Source organism: Prochlorococcus sp. MIT 1201, from assembly GCF_047303415.1.
In the GTDB taxonomy this organism is placed as follows: Bacteria; Cyanobacteriota; Cyanobacteriia; order PCC-6307; family Cyanobiaceae; genus Prochlorococcus; species Prochlorococcus marinus_D.
Genome location: NZ_CP138947.1, coordinates 1,842,776 through 1,857,850, shown reverse-complemented (window position 1 = coordinate 1,857,850; position 15,075 = coordinate 1,842,776). Strand labels below are relative to the sequence as shown.

Annotated in this window: 15 protein-coding genes, 1 tRNA gene and 1 pseudogene; 9 read left to right on the top strand and 8 right to left on the bottom strand. The window is 52.5% G+C overall.

What is annotated here, in order from left to right; translation table 11 throughout:
• Nucleotides 1-519 precede the first annotated feature (519 nt).
• Complete coding sequence (locus SIB41_RS08970) at nucleotides 520-1,473, top strand: DUF481 domain-containing protein (RefSeq protein ID WP_413358288.1); 954 nt, start codon at nucleotides 520-522, stop codon at nucleotides 1,471-1,473.
• 150 nt (nucleotides 1,474-1,623) lie between these two features.
• Here SIB41_RS08970 and SIB41_RS08965 read toward each other — a convergent pair whose 3' ends face one another.
• The gene (locus SIB41_RS08965; protein ID WP_413358286.1) at nucleotides 1,624-1,827 is read right to left on the bottom strand and encodes a hypothetical protein; all 204 of its coding nucleotides are present in this window, start codon (nucleotides 1,825-1,827) and stop codon (nucleotides 1,624-1,626) included.
• Between SIB41_RS08965 and SIB41_RS08960 the strand changes: the two genes are divergently transcribed.
• Together SIB41_RS08960 and SIB41_RS08955 are read left to right on the top strand one after the other, a co-directional pair.
• Nucleotides 1,729-2,352 (top strand): DNA-3-methyladenine glycosylase, encoded by a 624-nt coding sequence (locus SIB41_RS08960; protein WP_413361486.1) that lies wholly within the window; start codon nucleotides 1,729-1,731, stop codon nucleotides 2,350-2,352. The two genes, SIB41_RS08965 and SIB41_RS08960, sit on opposite strands and share 99 nt — an antisense overlap.
• On the top strand, nucleotides 2,349-3,395 hold the full coding sequence (locus SIB41_RS08955) for an aspartate carbamoyltransferase catalytic subunit (RefSeq protein ID WP_413358284.1): 1,047 nt from the start codon (nucleotides 2,349-2,351) through the stop codon (nucleotides 3,393-3,395). Before SIB41_RS08960 ends, SIB41_RS08955 begins: the two co-directional genes overlap by 4 nt.
• On the opposite strand, the pseudogene SIB41_RS08950 reads toward SIB41_RS08955, so the two are convergent.
• From SIB41_RS08950 to SIB41_RS08935, 4 genes and pseudogenes are all read right to left on the bottom strand, one after another.
• Nucleotides 3,338-4,849: pseudogene (locus SIB41_RS08950) on the bottom strand (NAD(P)/FAD-dependent oxidoreductase). The gene SIB41_RS08955 and the pseudogene SIB41_RS08950 sit on opposite strands and share 58 nt — an antisense overlap.
• A gap of 79 nt (nucleotides 4,850-4,928) precedes the next feature.
• Complete coding sequence (locus tag SIB41_RS08945; protein WP_063398914.1) at nucleotides 4,929-5,270, bottom strand: DUF565 domain-containing protein; 342 nt, start codon at nucleotides 5,268-5,270, stop codon at nucleotides 4,929-4,931.
• A gap of 167 nt (nucleotides 5,271-5,437) precedes the next feature.
• Nucleotides 5,438-5,638: a hypothetical protein gene (locus tag SIB41_RS08940; RefSeq protein ID WP_011131171.1), complete on the bottom strand. Its 201-nt coding sequence runs from the start codon at nucleotides 5,636-5,638 to the stop codon at nucleotides 5,438-5,440.
• A 280-nt stretch (nucleotides 5,639-5,918) separates the two neighbouring features.
• Nucleotides 5,919-5,991, bottom strand: a tRNA-Ala gene (locus SIB41_RS08935).
• 58 nt (nucleotides 5,992-6,049) lie between these two features.
• Between SIB41_RS08935 and SIB41_RS08930 the strand changes: the two genes are divergently transcribed.
• The 6 genes from SIB41_RS08930 to SIB41_RS08905 all read left to right on the top strand — a co-directional run bounded on the left by SIB41_RS08930 (nucleotide 6,050) and on the right by SIB41_RS08905 (nucleotide 12,701).
• On the top strand, nucleotides 6,050-6,289 hold the full coding sequence (locus SIB41_RS08930) for a DUF2555 domain-containing protein (protein WP_063405053.1): 240 nt from the start codon (nucleotides 6,050-6,052) through the stop codon (nucleotides 6,287-6,289).
• On the top strand, nucleotides 6,279-7,565 hold the full coding sequence (coaBC, locus tag SIB41_RS08925; RefSeq protein ID WP_413358282.1) for a bifunctional phosphopantothenoylcysteine decarboxylase/phosphopantothenate--cysteine ligase CoaBC: 1,287 nt from the start codon (nucleotides 6,279-6,281) through the stop codon (nucleotides 7,563-7,565). Before SIB41_RS08930 ends, coaBC begins: the two co-directional genes overlap by 11 nt.
• 405 nt (nucleotides 7,566-7,970) lie before the next feature.
• The gene (locus SIB41_RS08920; protein WP_063405421.1) at nucleotides 7,971-8,810 is read left to right on the top strand and encodes a photosystem II manganese-stabilizing polypeptide; all 840 of its coding nucleotides are present in this window, start codon (nucleotides 7,971-7,973) and stop codon (nucleotides 8,808-8,810) included.
• A gap of 155 nt (nucleotides 8,811-8,965) precedes the next feature.
• Nucleotides 8,966-10,138 (top strand): sulfate adenylyltransferase, encoded by a 1,173-nt coding sequence (sat, locus tag SIB41_RS08915; protein WP_413358280.1) that lies wholly within the window; start codon nucleotides 8,966-8,968, stop codon nucleotides 10,136-10,138.
• Nucleotides 10,139-10,183: 45 nt separating this feature from the next.
• On the top strand, nucleotides 10,184-12,031 hold the full coding sequence (gene ftsH3 / locus SIB41_RS08910; protein ID WP_413358278.1) for an ATP-dependent zinc metalloprotease FtsH3: 1,848 nt from the start codon (nucleotides 10,184-10,186) through the stop codon (nucleotides 12,029-12,031).
• Nucleotides 12,006-12,701: a bifunctional 4-hydroxy-2-oxoglutarate aldolase/2-dehydro-3-deoxy-phosphogluconate aldolase gene (locus SIB41_RS08905; RefSeq protein ID WP_413358276.1), complete on the top strand. Its 696-nt coding sequence runs from the start codon at nucleotides 12,006-12,008 to the stop codon at nucleotides 12,699-12,701. Before ftsH3 ends, SIB41_RS08905 begins: the two co-directional genes overlap by 26 nt.
• Before the next feature lie 70 nt (nucleotides 12,702-12,771).
• Here the strand turns inward: SIB41_RS08905 and SIB41_RS08900 are convergent, their stop codons facing one another.
• The 3 genes from SIB41_RS08900 to aroC all read right to left on the bottom strand — a co-directional run bounded on the left by SIB41_RS08900 (nucleotide 12,772) and on the right by aroC (nucleotide 14,959).
• Nucleotides 12,772-12,984 (bottom strand): hypothetical protein, encoded by a 213-nt coding sequence (locus SIB41_RS08900; protein ID WP_413358274.1) that lies wholly within the window; start codon nucleotides 12,982-12,984, stop codon nucleotides 12,772-12,774.
• Nucleotides 12,985-13,034: 50 nt separating this feature from the next.
• Complete coding sequence (locus SIB41_RS08895) at nucleotides 13,035-13,784, bottom strand: hypothetical protein (RefSeq protein ID WP_413358272.1); 750 nt, start codon at nucleotides 13,782-13,784, stop codon at nucleotides 13,035-13,037.
• An 86-nt stretch (nucleotides 13,785-13,870) separates the two neighbouring features.
• Nucleotides 13,871-14,959, bottom strand: coding sequence for a chorismate synthase (aroC, locus tag SIB41_RS08890; RefSeq protein WP_011131162.1), 1,089 nt, complete (start codon nucleotides 14,957-14,959; stop codon nucleotides 13,871-13,873).
• Between the last annotated feature and the right edge of the window lie 116 nt (nucleotides 14,960-15,075).

The following is a 15,075-nucleotide window of genomic DNA, read 5'->3' as shown; positions in this document are numbered from 1 at the left end:
TGTAGCTCAATAAGAGGACGCTTTAGTTGCTGATGCTTTTCAAGCTGCCTGTAGGGCGTAAAAACCTTGGCTCAGTTGTTCAAGGAAGCGGATCGATCAGAGATTCAAGCTTTGGATGAAGGTGTTGGCGATATTAATCAACGGTAAGAGAGGGAATCAGAGCTCTCACCGCAGATTGTGAAGCCATGGATTCTTTCGGTAGTTGATGGCTCAAGAGCGTTTGCCCTAATCGGCTCTCTTTTGTAATGGCTTTTCTCTTGCAATGGTGATGCATGAGTTCTTGATTGGAATGGTTTGTTCCAGATTTATTTGCCGTGCTGGGGCCTGTTGCTTATGGTTTTAGTTGAATATTTAAGGACAATTCTTTTGAATCTAATTCAGATTGCTGCAGGAGTGAGATCAGATTTTGGGCTGATAGTGAACATATGAACTAGCTGTATAAGGGCTAGTCTCTGAGCTTAGAAGGCTTACATTAGAGGTATTTTCGTTTATAATATTGATTTTGCTCTTCTCCTGCCTTTGGCCTATCTGTCATCCTTGCTGGCCAAGAGTGTTTATGCTTTTGTTGCCATTGGTGCAATGATTGTCCCTCAATATGCACGAGCTGAAAATCTTACATTGAAACTGATTAATGGAGATGTGGTCAGTGGCGAGTACTTGCCAGAGGAAAGCAGCAATAAGGTGAAAGTCCTTCTTAGTCCTTATTTTGGTCGTATAGAGATTGATGCCTCTTTGATTCAACCAGAGCCCACTCCAGCGCGATGGCTCAGCTCGGTTGACTTAGGCATTGATGGATCAAATACGGGAGATGATTTGTCATTTGGCTATGCTGTTTCAGCTTCCACTCGTTTCAAGGGAACGGATCATGAGTTGAATGCTTCGGCGAGCTTTGACTTTGATAAGAGTGTAGATGCTGAAAGTGTTTCAGCGATTGATACAAATCAAGGCGCATTCTCTATTCGCTATGACAGAATTTTAGCTTCTTCCAAATGGAGTACATATGCCTCCACGGATTACACTTATAATGCACTCAATGATGTTGGCGTTAACACGAATGTCTTTTCAGTTGGTGTTGGCTATAAGGTTTTAGATCATAAGAAATTATCTTTAAGAGTCTCTTTGGGCCCTTCTCTGATCTGGTTTGATGGTGGCTCTGGTTGCAGCACAGGCGATTACGTTTCAGATGGAATTGCATTGGAAAAATACTGCGGTGAGATCATTCCATCTGGAACAATCGGGGCTGGCATAGAATGGGATGTGAATGAGCAATTTCGCCTGTCAATTAAAGATAAATTGACAGGATCATTTGTCAATGGTATGGCGGCAGGAAATGATTTGAGTGGTTCGCTAAAGTTTTTCCCTGCCAAAAACTCTAAATTTTACATGTCTTTAGTGGCTCGGCTAATTTATAGTGCTCTTCAATCACCTGATATTAACAATACATTTAACTTTAAACTTGGCACAGAGTTTTAATTCTTCTAGAAGAAATAGAAGCAAGAGAAAACGTGTTTCACCAGTTCGACAACAGCTTCCCTTTGCGTTTGATTTTAGGCTCAATAAATCCCTGCAGGTTGGTTTCGTCTTTTGCTTTGGCGAGATAGGCTTTGAGTTGTTCTTCTGACATCAGGAGAAGGGATTTGATAACTCAATAGTCTCTTCTGTAAGCGGCGTTGTCAGACTTGGGCTAAAAAGACTGTCGCTCCAGCCACTCCCATAGCCACCCAGCCCATCACCCAGGCTTTCCCAGCTCTGCTCCTTGAGTTCTTCTGCCGCCCAGCAGAAGTTGTCGGACCTGACTTGGTGGGCTGCAGGCTGGTGAAACGCCAAGCGGATGGACGTGTGCTCTGGGGCGTGATTGTGGAGACGGAGGCGTATTCGCAGGATGAGCCCGCCTGCCACGGCTATCGGCGCCGCTCACCGCAAAACGAAACGCTGTTTGGAGAGCCTGGGCGGTTTTATGTGTATGTGAGCTATGGCATCCACCACTGCGTGAATGTGGTGACGGATCGACCTGAATGGGCCAATGGTGTTTTGTTGAGGGCGATTGCACTGCCGGACGAACCGGAACGCGTCGCGGCGGGGCCAGCTTTATTGGCGCGTCGTTTTGGTTTGGATCGCTCCCATGACAGAGCAGCCGTCACAGGAGAGAATGAAGTGTGGCTGGCACCTAGGCCGGTTGCTTTCGGTACGCCAACGATTGTGAGCACAACCAGGATCGGTATCTCTCAAGGACAAGACATTTCTTGGCGTTGGTATCTGAAGAACTGTCGCAGTATTAGTCGCCGTGCCAAGGGAGATCGCACGCCGCCTTTGCAACAAGCCTGGGCTCCTTCCGTAAGTGATTGTCCATGAGCGGCTGGTCCCATCGTCACATCCTTGATCTGGCCAGCTTCTCTCGTGAGGATTACACCTCTGTTCTGGAGCTAGCGCATCGCTTCCGTTCCATGCCTGTCACGGGTGCGCGCAAGTTGCCGGCGTTGCAGGGGCGTTTGGTGGCAACGTTGTTTTTTGAGCCCAGTACGCGCACCCGTAGCAGCTTTGAGTTGGCGGCCCGTCGTCTTTCGGCTGATGTGCAGAGTTTCACTCCAGCTAGCAGTTCACTCAGCAAAGGAGAGACTGTGCTTGATACAGCTCGCACCTATGTGGCGATGGGGGCTGATGTTCTGGTGGTGCGTCATAGCTCTACCAGTGTTCCCGAACAACTTGCTTGTGCTTTAGATCGTTCAGGCGAACGCACGGCCGTGCTCAATGGTGGCGATGGGCTGCATAGCCATCCCAGCCAGGGATTGCTTGATCTCTACACCCTCGCTCATCATTTTGATCCGGATCACCCTCTGCCTGAAGCCCTTCAGGGCAAGCGGATTGTGATCGTTGGAGACGTTCTCCATTCACGTGTTGCGCGATCCAATCTTTGGGCACTCACTGCCTGCGGTGCTGATGTTGTGTTGTGTGGTCCGCCGAGCCTTGTGCCTCAAGATTTTGTCGCTTTTGTCGAGGCGCCACCTCCTGGTCAGGCTCATGACCCGGTTCAACATCGTGGTTGTGTGGAGGTAGTGCGAACTCTGGAGCAGGCGTTGCCTGGTGCGGATGCGGTCATGACTTTGAGGTTGCAGAAGGAAAGGATGCATCAGTATTTGCTTACTGATCTCAACCGCTTTCATCGTGATTATGGGCTCACCCACGAGCGCCTCAAGTTATGCGGGAAGTCTGTCCCTCTGCTCCATCCTGGGCCTGTGAACAGAGGGGTTGAGTTGGGTGGATCATTACTGGATGATCACTCCATCAGTCTTGTCGAAGAGCAGGTGCGCAATGGCATTCCTATCCGCATGGCCTTGCTTTATTTGATGGCAGCTGTTGAGTCTTCCCCAGATCCTTCCTTAGCAGCCATCGGCTGAGGAGCTATGCCTGCGATCTGAGTGCTGTAGTACTTCATGGCGGCTTGTAGTGCTGCGTCCGGTGCTGCGATTGAGGGGCCTAAACCAGGCTGCATTGGGAAATGAGCATCTGGGGCATCAATGTCGATGTGCTGGCTGGGCATTCCCGTGAGCAGCATCGATGAGCGTTGTTGAGACACCACGGCGACTAACCACTTAAAAAGCAGCGTGATGCGGTTCTCCGGGTTGGGCATGAAGGCCAAGTGGGCAAGAGCCCAGCACATCCAGCCAATCCCTCCTGAGAATTTGAAGCCACGCAGATCTGCCACCGCTGCTACACGATCAAGGACCGCCATGCTGCCGAAATCAAACCAGTTGAATGTTGGCCGGGATGACCCACTCAGTACTGCAGTGATGTCTTTGCCCACAAATCCGCCTGCTTGCGTAGCTGGGCCGGCCATGCCAGGGAGGGGGTTCTGATTGGTTGTGTGCCGATAGGAGCAGAGGTCTCCAACGACTCGGATTTCGGGATGGCCGGCAACGGAGAAGTCTGGTTCCACAACGACTCGCCCCCCCCTTGTCGAGTTCACAACCGATCGAGTCGGCCAAATTGCGGCCCAGGTGTGAAGGACGCACGCCAGCGGTCCAGATCACGGTTGCGGCCTGAAGACACTGATCACCATTCGGGGTGCTAATCATCACCTCGCCTGGTTGCATGGACTGCACCCTGCCTTTGAAAACCATTTCTACACCTAGTGATTCGAGAGTCGTGCGGGCTGATTTCGACAACATTTCAGGCATGGCGCGCAGCACCCTTTCGCCAGGATCAACCAAGTAGATCTTGGTTTGGTCAGGCTTGAGTTGTTTGAATTCACGGCGCATGGCATTGTGCATTAACTCAGATACGGCTCCTGCCATCTTGCAGCCAGTGGGCCCTGCACCCACAATCACGACGCGCTGTAGGAATTGACGGGCGTTGGTGTCGGCTGTTTGTTCGGCCTGTTCCATTGCCATCAGCAGTCGACGCCGGATTTCTTCGGCGGGCTCAAGGATTTTCATCGGTGGAGCAAAGCTGCGCCATTCCTAATGCCCGAAGTAGGTGCTGCCAGAGCCGGTAGCGAGCACGAGGTAGTCGTAACTCAAGCTTTTGTTATTGAAAATGATCTGTTTGTCTTGCGGATTGAGCTGGGTGACTTCACCGAGCAGAACTTGCACATTGAATTGCCTGCCAACCAACTGTCGTAGGGGGGTGGCCACATCTCCTTTGGAGACAAGGCCTGTAGCGACTTGGTAGAGGAGGGGTTGGAAGAGGTTGAATTTCTTTTGTCGATCAGAGTGACGCGCACCTCTGTATTGGCGAGAGCTTTGCAAGCACGCACTCCTGCAAACCCACCACCAATAATCACAACATGGGGTGCACGGCGTAGGCGTTCTTCAGGTGGCTCGAATTCGAGGAAGAAGTGCTCTTTGCCCATGCTCCCTCTGATGATGGGATTGCTTGACGGATATGGAGCATGTTGGCAATTTCATTTGAGGTCATGCTTCTCACTTAGGTCACAACAACTTGAAGCCTTCTAGGAGCAGGCCGTAAAGCAGACCAATCCTTGCCATATCTAATAATTGACGGGCCAGAACGGCCCGTTTGGGAGCAGGCCACTGCCGCCGTAATCGCACCATCACTTCCCAAATCACGACAGTGAGAAGGGCTCCGATGGGGTCCATGAGGTCTAACGCGCCACTGATCGTTCCAACCGAGCTGCCTAACAGAAAGGTGATTAATAAAACGATCACAAACAATGAGCTTCTCCGCCATGGGTTCACAGCCCAAAATTCCAGGCGCTCCCCTGCTTGACCAACACTGCGTTGAAAGCGAGTGAACTGAAGCTTTTGGGGCATAAGTAAAAACTGTCATGGTGGGATTGAGTTGCCCCCCCATCACCCAGCCTGGAATCTGGCCAGACCCTTTTGCAACACTTGGAGCGTATGTGTCTTCATTCTCTCCAATAGTTTGTGGATTTGAATAAAAAGCTTGCTAGGCAGGGTTTGGCAAGTGATCTGGGCAATTAACTAGCTTCGGCTTTGGCTTTACGCGATGACTTGCCTTCGAGTAGCTCAAGCAGAGCTTCCATTTGTGCCATCACTCCACGCACCTCGCCTGCTTCGGGGAGAAGCCCATCTTCCATGACTCCTTGATGCATTTCTCGTAGCTCTTGGCGGATGTAGCGAAGATGACTCACCACCTGTTCACGTTTTGATTGCGACATTGAGGACCAGATCCTTCTTCACTCTCTTTTAACGCATGGACTGTCAAAGAGTGCTGGTGTCCGCATGTCAGATTTCCTGCAAGGACAATTAAGGCAAATGTGAGTAGGGCTGAAGGACGTGTGATCACCGTCATCGTGACAAGACCTCCCAGCCCAATCAGGATCTGATGTTTGTGCTTACGGATACTTCGAAGAGGAAACTCCATGGCCTTAAGACTTGTCTAAGCGGATTTGCATCTGACAAGCCTCTCTATAGCAATCGATCTCATTGAGACCTGAATGGAGAATAGGGGATTCGAACCCCTGACCTCTGCGGTGCGATCACAGCGCTCTACCAACTGAGCTAATTCCCCAGCGGCAGGAACCTAGCGTCCAGGCAGAATGGAGCTGCTCCTTGTTTGAGCAAACTCCATGCGGAACTCCAAGGTGCTTTCCATGGATCTTGCTGGTGCGATTACTCCAGAACGTCTTGAGGCCTTTGATGATGAGGCAACTGCGGTACTTGCTAGGCGTCTTGAAGATGACGATTACCCCACGCCCTTTGCCGGGTTGGGCGATTGGCATTTATTGAGGGCTTTGGCGATTCATCGCCCTGAGCTGACAGCTCCATACGTGCATTTGATCGATCAGGAACCCTTCGATGAAGATTGAGGCGGCACGCCCTCTTATGGGTCGTCGTCTGCTTGTAGCAGTCACTGGCAGTATCGCGGCTGTTAAAACACCATTGCTGGTGAGTGCTCTGATCAAGGCCGGCGCTGAGGTGCGTTGTCTTGTGACCCCTAGTGCTGCTCGTCTAGTCAGCCCTGTTGCTCTGGCCAGTCTTAGTAGGCATCGCTGCTACCAGGATGAGGATCAATGGAATTCGAGTGAACCTCGTCCTTTACATGTGGCCCTGGCTGAATGGGCTGAGCTTGTCATTGTCGCTCCTTTAAGTGCTACGAGTCTTGCCCGCTGGACTCAGGGGCTTGCAGAGGGGCTGCTGGCAAGTTTGTTGCTGGCTTGTGAACGGCCGGTGCTTGCAGCGGCAGCAATGAACACTGCCATGTGGTCCAACCCTGCCGTGAGGAGGAACTGGCAAGAGTTGCAGACTGATCCACGCGTGCTGCCATTGGTACCTGAATCTGGGCTGCTGGCCTGTGATCGGATCGGGGATGGCCGCATGGCCGATCCGAAGTTGATTGAGCTGGCTGTCGTGAGTGGGCTTTTGCAGGCTGATGAGACAGGCAGGCTGCAACGCGATTGGCAAGGGCGAAGGTTGTTGGTGACCGCTGGATCGACAGTGGAGGTTTTGGATCCAGCCAGGTTGTTGATCAATCGCAGCAGCGGCCGTATGGGGGTGTTGCTGGCGCAGGCAGCGCGGCTACGTGGTGCCCAGGTGGATTTGGTGCATGGTCCTTTGAAATTACCTGTTGCTTGGTTGGAGGGGTTGGCGGCCTATCCAGTGACAAGCGCAGATGAGATGCAGGACATGCTGGCGCAGCTGCAGTCCAAAGCAGATGCAGTGGCAATGGCGGCGGCGGTTGCGGATGTTCGTCGGGTTAATCCTGCTCAGACTGAGAAGCTTTCGAAGGATTGCTTGCTTCAGTCTTTTTCTCAGGGCTGGGAGCAAGTCCCTGACCTTCTCGCTGAGCTCGTTTTAAGGCGACCAGTTGGTCAGGTTCTGCTTGGTTTTGCTGCGCTAACTGGTAATGAAGCTCAGATTCAGCAGCTTGGGGAGGAAAAACGTCTTCGCAAAGGCTGTGATCTGCTGATGGCGAATCCGATTGATCGCCCTGGTCAGGGTTTTGAGGAGGATTTCAATGGTGGTTGGTTGCTTTCTGCCGGTGGCAGCGTTCGTTCTTTACCTGTTACGTCCAAGCTGGCATTGGCGCATCAGTTGCTTGATGCCATTTTGGAGGTTCAGGTCGTGATTTCGACGCCATCTTGACCCGGTAGATCGATGAAAGTGCGCAGTTGCAGCCTTGAGATATATGGCCAGCCTCCGCTTTTCTCCATGGTCTGAAGCAAGGGTTAAAGGTCTTGACAGTCTTCCGGCAATCTTTGGCGAAAGGGACCTTCCTGGAATCGCGATGGATCGTTGCAATCTCTCGCAGTAATGGGAGCAGGGTCTCTGCCTGTTTGAGCTCATCGCTCACCTCTCGTAGTTCAGCTATCAGTGGGGCTATACGGCCTTTTATGGCGTGGTCGTTGTGGGTGGTCACTGAGCTCGGTAAGCGACGGGTTGTTGAGAGGTGCAAAAGGCTAGCCGTAACGCCTATTTGTGCCCTGTAGGATCCAAACGATCATTTTGGGCGGTTCATCCCGCAGTTATCTGGCCTTTCGGCTTCTTCCCATGCTGTTTCGTCCTTTGCTGGCCCTGGTGCTGGCTTTCTGTCTCACCTTTGTAGCTGCCCCAAGCAGTGTGTCCGCCGCAATCACAGATGGCGCGGGCGATAGCGATTTCGTTGTTGGCAATGAACGCTCTAATGCACGTTTTGGCAACATCGTTAATACCGGTAGAGCAAACGATTGCCCAACCATCGCCGCGGGTTCAAGTGGATCCATCAGCATTGGTTCTGGCGATACTCTCAGCGACATTTGCTTGCAACCGACTGAGGTGCTTGTGAAGGTTGCTCCTACAAAGCGCAAAAAAGCTGATTTCGCTAAAACAAAGATCATCAGCCCATCCAATAACACCACCATTGAGCAGGTTTTCGGAGACATTTCTGGTTCTGGCGCCTTCGCTGAAAAGGGTGGTATTGACTTTCAATTAATTACCGTCCTCGCTCCTAACGGAGAGGAAGTGCCTTTTGTCTTCTCAGCTAAAGACATGCAGGTGGATTCCAACAGTTCTTCAATCTCTGTTGGTACTGAGTTCAAAGGCACAACAAGGACACCTAGCTATCGCACCAGCAACTTCCTTGATCCCAAGAGTCGCGCTTTGACTACAGGTGTTGACTATGCCCAAGGCCTCGTAGCATTGGGGGGTGATGACAAGGAGCTCCAGACTGAAAACGTGAAGCGCTATATCGATGGCAAGGGTCAAATCACCCTCTCTGTCGATAGTGTTGACGCTGGTTCTAATGAATTTGCTGGCACCTTCGTCGCATTACAGACTGCTGATACAGACATGGGTTCTAAGGAAGCTCGTGATCTCAAGATCTCTGGAGTCCTCTATGGCCGTAAGGGCTGATTAGAAGACTTCTCATCGTTCCTAATCCCAATTAACTGAAGATTTTTCAAGGGGGCCTATGGGCCCCTTTTTTTTGACCATGCTTTGGTTGCGTCTGGTCTTAGCTGATCAAAACCAGTCGTCTGGGAGAATCTCCCGGCATCCCCAGGCTTGTCATGATTGCCAGTCCCTCTGCATCTGCCCAGTCTCCAGGCGTGATCGCCCCCTATGGGGGGAAACTGGTGGATTTGATGGTTGCTCCTGATCAGCAGGAAGCTGTCAAGGCAAGTGCCAACCATGTGTTGGAGTGTTCAGATCGCAATGCTTGCGATCTGGAGTTGCTTGTCGGTGGAGGCTTTTCGCCTGAGCGGGGCTTTATGCACCAGGGTGATTACGACGCTGTTGTTGCAGGCCATCGCACTCTTTCCGGCTATCTTTTCGGCTTGCCAATCGTGATGGATACCGATCGAGAGGATGTAGCGATCGGTGATCGGGTGTTGCTGAGTTACAAGGGTCAGGATTTGGCAGTTCTTCAAGTCGAGGACAAATGGGAGCCCGACAAGGTTGTGGAAGCCAAAGGTTGCTATGGCACCACCTCTCTAGAACATCCTGCTGTGCGCATGATTGCCACTGAACGCAAGCGCTTTTATCTCGGGGGCACTTTGCAGGGTTTGGAGTTGCCCAAGCGCATTTTCCCTTGCAAGAGCCCTGCACAGGTTCGGGCGGAACTTCCTGCCGGGGAGGACGTTGTTGCCTTTCAGTGTCGCAATCCCATTCATCGTGCTCACTACGAGTTGTTTACGCGAGCCTTGCATGCCAGCAATGTGAGCGAGAACGCTGTTGTGCTAGTTCATCCCACCTGTGGACCAACTCAGCAGGATGATATCCCTGGCGGTGTACGTTTTCAGACCTATGAGCGGTTGGCTGCTGAGGTAGATAATCCCCGCATTCGTTGGGCCTATCTTCCCTATGCCATGCATATGGCAGGTCCGCGCGAAGCCCTGCAACACATGATTATTCGCCGCAATTATGGCTGTACCCATTTCATTATCGGTCGTGACATGGCCGGATGTAAGTCCTCCCTTAGCGGCGATGACTTCTATGGTCCTTACGACGCGCAGAACTTTGCACAGGAATGTGCAGTAGAGCTGGCAATGGAAACGGTCCCCTCGTTGAATCTTGTTTTCACTGAAGAGGAGGGCTACGTCACTGCCGAGCATGCCGAGGCTCGAGGATTACATGTCAAGAAGCTGAGCGGTACGCAGTTTCGCAAGATGTTGAGAAGTGGCGAGGAGATCCCTGAGTGGTTTGCCTTCCGTAGCGTGGTTGAGGTGCTGAGAGCCACGTGATTCCCTGAGCCCGAATAACATTCTTTCATTACAGGCAGGAGAATCTTGGATAAACGCTGGCGCAACGTAGGCCTTTACGTTCTTCTGGTGGTCGTGGTGGTCGTGGTCGGCACGGCCTTCCTCGGCAAACCTGGCACGACTGAGCGGGAGACTCTCCGCTACAGCGAATTTGTTGAAGCAGTTCAGGACAACCAAGTGAGTCGTGTGCTGATCTCCCCCGACCAGGCCACCGCTCAGGTTGTTGAAAGCGATGGTCGACGCGCGGATGTCAACCTTGCCCCTGACAAGGACCTTTTGAAGTTGTTAACGGATCACAACGTTGATATTGCTGTTCAACCAACCCGTCAGGCAGGTGCTTGGCAACAGGCCGCCGGAAGTTTGATTTTCCCCTTGTTGTTATTGGGTGGACTTTTCTTTCTCTTCCGACGTTCTCAGAGTGGGGGCGGCGGGGGCAACCCTGCCATGAATTTTGGCAAGAGCAAGGCCAGAGTTCAGATGGAGCCTTCCACTCAGGTCACCTTTAGTGATGTTGCTGGGATCGAAGGGGCAAAGCTTGAACTTAACGAAGTCGTTGACTTTCTCAAAAACCCTGATCGATTTACTGCTGTTGGCGCAAAAATCCCCAAAGGTGTTCTGCTTGTAGGCCCTCCCGGAACTGGCAAAACACTGCTTGCCAAAGCAGTGGCTGGTGAAGCGGCGGTGCCGTTCTTCTCGATTTCAGGCTCGGAGTTCGTCGAGATGTTTGTTGGGGTTGGTGCCAGTCGAGTCCGTGACCTATTTGAGCAGGCCAAGAAGAACGCTCCTTGCATTGTTTTCATTGATGAAATTGATGCGGTGGGTCGGCAGCGGGGCGCTGGCCTTGGCGGTGGCAACGATGAGCGTGAGCAGACTCTTAACCAGCTGCTTACTGAAATGGATGGTTTCGAGGGCAATACCGGCATCATCATCGTGGCGGCCACCAATCGGCCTGATGTGCTCGATTCGGCGTTGATGCGCCCTGGTCGCTTTGACCGACAGGTTGTGGTGGAGCGCCCTGATTACACCGGTCGCCTGCAGATCCTCAATGTGCATGCCCGCGATAAGACCCTATCCCAGGATGTTGATCTCGACAAAGTGGCGCGGCGCACACCAGGCTTCACAGGGGCTGATCTTGCCAACTTGCTCAATGAAGCAGCAATCCTCGCAGCTCGTCGGGAGCTCACAGAAGTGAGCAATGACGAGATTAGCGACGCCATTGAGCGGGTCATGGCTGGTCCTGAGAAGAAGGATCGTGTCATGAGTGAACGGCGTAAGCAACTGGTTGCTTATCACGAGTCTGGTCATGCCCTGGTAGGAGCGCTTATGCCTGATTACGACTCAGTGCAGAAGATTTCCATCATTCCTCGTGGTCAGGCTGGTGGTCTCACATTCTTCACCCCGAGTGAGGAGCGGATGGAGTCGGGTCTCTATTCCAGGTCTTATTTGCAGAATCAGATGGCTGTTGCTCTGGGTGGTCGAGTTGCAGAAGAAATCGTCTACGGCGAAGACGAAGTGACCACTGGGGCATCAAATGACCTTCAACAGGTCGCTCAGGTCGCCAGGCAGATGGTGACGAGGTTCGGGATGAGCGACAAGCTTGGTCCGGTCGCTTTGGGGCGGTCTCAGGGAGGGATGTTTCTTGGTCGTGACATCGCCTCTGAACGTGATTTCTCTGAAGACACTGCAGCGCTTATCGATGCAGAGGTCTCTGATCTGGTTGATGTGGCTTACAAGCGTGCCACTAAAGTACTGATCGAAAATCGTTCAGTTCTTGATGAGTTGGCTGATTTGCTTGTCGAGAAGGAAACTGTTGATGCTCAGGATTTGCAGGACTTGCTGATCCGACGCGATGTCAGGGTTGCCGAATACATCTGAGCGCTCCTGTGATTGCCTCTGGCTTGATAGGCAAGAGGTCTTGATAGCCTCACTACGAGCCCAGCCTTTGGTTGTGGTATTGCGTAGCGAGTACGACCATCTTGAGGGATCTAGCTCTAGAGCTTCTTTGTTTGCGGTTTTCGAGCAGCTGCATCTTCTCGGAGTTCGGCATGTGGAGCTGGCCTGGTCTCCTCATCCTGGTTGGATGTCTTTGATGAGGGAGGTGCAGGACTGCTTTGCAGGGCTCTGCCTGGGAGCAGCATCTATTAGCTGTCCAGAAGCCTTGCAGTCTGTGGCAGAGCTAGGCCTTGCTTATGCCATGACTGCATATTGGGATGCCGACCTTCATCAGAAGGCGCGGGAAATGCATCAGGTCCTTGTCCCTGGGGTTTTCACTCCCACTGAAATCCAGCAGGCTTACCGTTCTGGATGCCGGCTCGTTAAGTTGTTCCCTGCATCAGTTTTGGGGCTTGACTACTGGCGTCAGTTGGCTGGACCGATGGACTCTTTGCCCTTTGTTATTGCCGCTGGTGGGCTTACGGTTCAAGACTTCGTCCCCTGGCTTAATGCGGGGTATGACGCTGTTGCTCTTGGGCGTGATTTGTTTCAACAGGGGCAGCTTGATCCTGCATTGCAGACTTGTTTGAAGCCTCCGGCAACGACAGGCTAACTTCGACTATTTGTTGACATTCGATTGAGATGCTACATATAAGATAGCTATTTATTCTTGAATGTCTCAGCTAACCATCAAGCTCAGCGTTAAAGCCGATGCTCTGATCGCACAGCTCCAGAAGGAGATTTTTAACCGTCGCCGTAAGAAGGTCAGCGCAGCTGGAGTCGTGGAAACTTTGGTTGAAAGCGGTGCCAAGTCTCAGTCGGACAAGCGCTTTGCGACTTCCTGGACCAATTTGATCAAGGACATCGAAAAGGCTGCCAAGCTCGCCAATACCCATGGCAGCAAGCCTTCAAATCTCACTGCTGATGAGTGGGCCATGGTGCTGACTCATCGCAGTCGTGGTCCAGGTAAATCAACGAGTAAGACTCCTGCAAAGAAAGCCTCTGCTGCTAAAGCCCCTGCAAAGAAAGCCTCTGCTGCTAAAGCCCCCGCAAGGAAGGCCTCTGCTGCTAAAGCCCCTGCAAAGAAAGCCTCTGCTGCTAAAGCCCCTGCAAAGAAAGCCTCTGCTGCTAAAGCCCCTGCAAAGAAAGCCTCTGCTGCTAAAGCCCCCGCAAGGAAGGCCTCTGCTGCTAAAGCTCCTGCAAAGAAAGCCTCTGCCGCCAAAGCCCCCGCGAAGAAAACCCCTGCTGTCAAGGCCTCCGCGAAGAAGTCTTCCAGCGCATCAGTTGGCACGTCGCGACCAGCTCGCCGTGCACGCAAAGCTAGTGGGAGCAAAAGTCTTGTTGCCTCCACGTCGGTAGCAAAACGCATGGCGAAGGCCGCGGGTCGTCTCGGAACCTCTGTCGTTAGCTCGGCGGTTGGCGCCAACGGTAGCGTTCCATTGGCGCTCAAATGAGCACTTGATGCTTGGAGGTGACTGGCTGATCCAGTGCCTCCGTTTCGTCTTATAAGGCCTCGGGCGAATGGGTAAAAACCAACGGTTTTGCCAGTCGTACTAAGAGGCCTTTTTAATTGTCGAGCCAGTGGTTTGGCAGTGGCGATCCCGCTGGTGATTAAGGCAATTCTGCTGTGGCGATCATGGCTCCATGGCTCGTGAATCAGCAGCATCACGAGGGAGGAGCGCCATTGGCAGCGCATGCTTTAACTATTTGTCGATGATGATTAAGTCGTAGGACCTTGTGAAGGGGGAATCATTGCTTGGTTTAGGTAGGCGCAGATTTGCTTTACCAGAGACTGCACTGTCCTTGTTGGCGTAAGAGGTGATCAGCGAGTACAAGGGACACCATGGCTTCAACTATCGGTACGGCCCTAGGTAGCACGCAGGGATCATGACGACCTTTGGCAGACAGTGTCGTGGTGTTGCCATCAGCGTCAATTGTTTGTTGATCTTTACGGATGGTGGCTGTTGGCTTGAACGCCACTCGGATCACGATCGATTCACCGTTAGTGATCCCTCCCTGGATGCCGCCAGAGTTGTTGGTGGCTGTTCGTAGGCGACCATCATTGCTGGGGAGGAAAGCGTCGTTGTGCTCGCTGCCTTTTAGCAGGGTGCCGCCAAAACCCGAGCCGATCTCAAAGCCCTTGCTGGCAGGTAGTGACATCACGGCCTTGGCGAGGTCTGCCTCAAGCTTGTCGAACACAGGCATCCCCAGACCCATTGGGGCATTGCGGACAACACACTCGATCACACCACCGCATGAGTCGCCTTCACGGCTGATGGCTTCAATACGCTCCACCATTTGCGCTGCCATGACTTGGTTCGGGCAACGCACGATGTTTGCTTCGACGTCATCAATGCTGACGTCTTGGGCATTGATTTCGGCTTCCAGGGTGTGAATGCGTTTGACCCATGCCAGTACTTCGGTGTTATGGGCTTTGGTCAGTAATTGCTTGGCAATCGCTCCAGCGGCTACCCGCGCAATCGTCTCTCTTGCGGAGGCTCGCCCTCCACCGCTTCGAGCTTGGATGCCGTACTTCGCCTGATAGGTGGCATCGGCATGGGAAGGCCGAAATGCAACATTCATCTCCTTGTAGTCGCCAGGCTTGTGATCCTTGTTGCGCACCACCATGGCGATTGGTGTCCCAAGGGTTGTGTTGTTGAGCAGACCGCTGAGGATTTCGACTTGATCTTCTTCCTTGCGGGGTGTACTGATCTTGCTTTGGCCAGGTTTGCGTCGATCTAGCTCGGCCTGAATCTTCTGTAGGTCAAGCTCAAGCCTTGGTGGGCAGCCTTCCACGATGACTCCTACGCCCCCTCCATGAGATTCACCGAAGGTGCTGATTCGGAATAGATCCCCAAAGCTGCTGCCCATCAAGAACTCATTCTTATTAGAGAGTAATTAGTCGCTGCGCAGCGGGGAGCTTGCTTTGCTCATCTTCAATTGATGCCGGGAGTTTCAGAGACAACGGCTTGACTGATTAGCGCTTG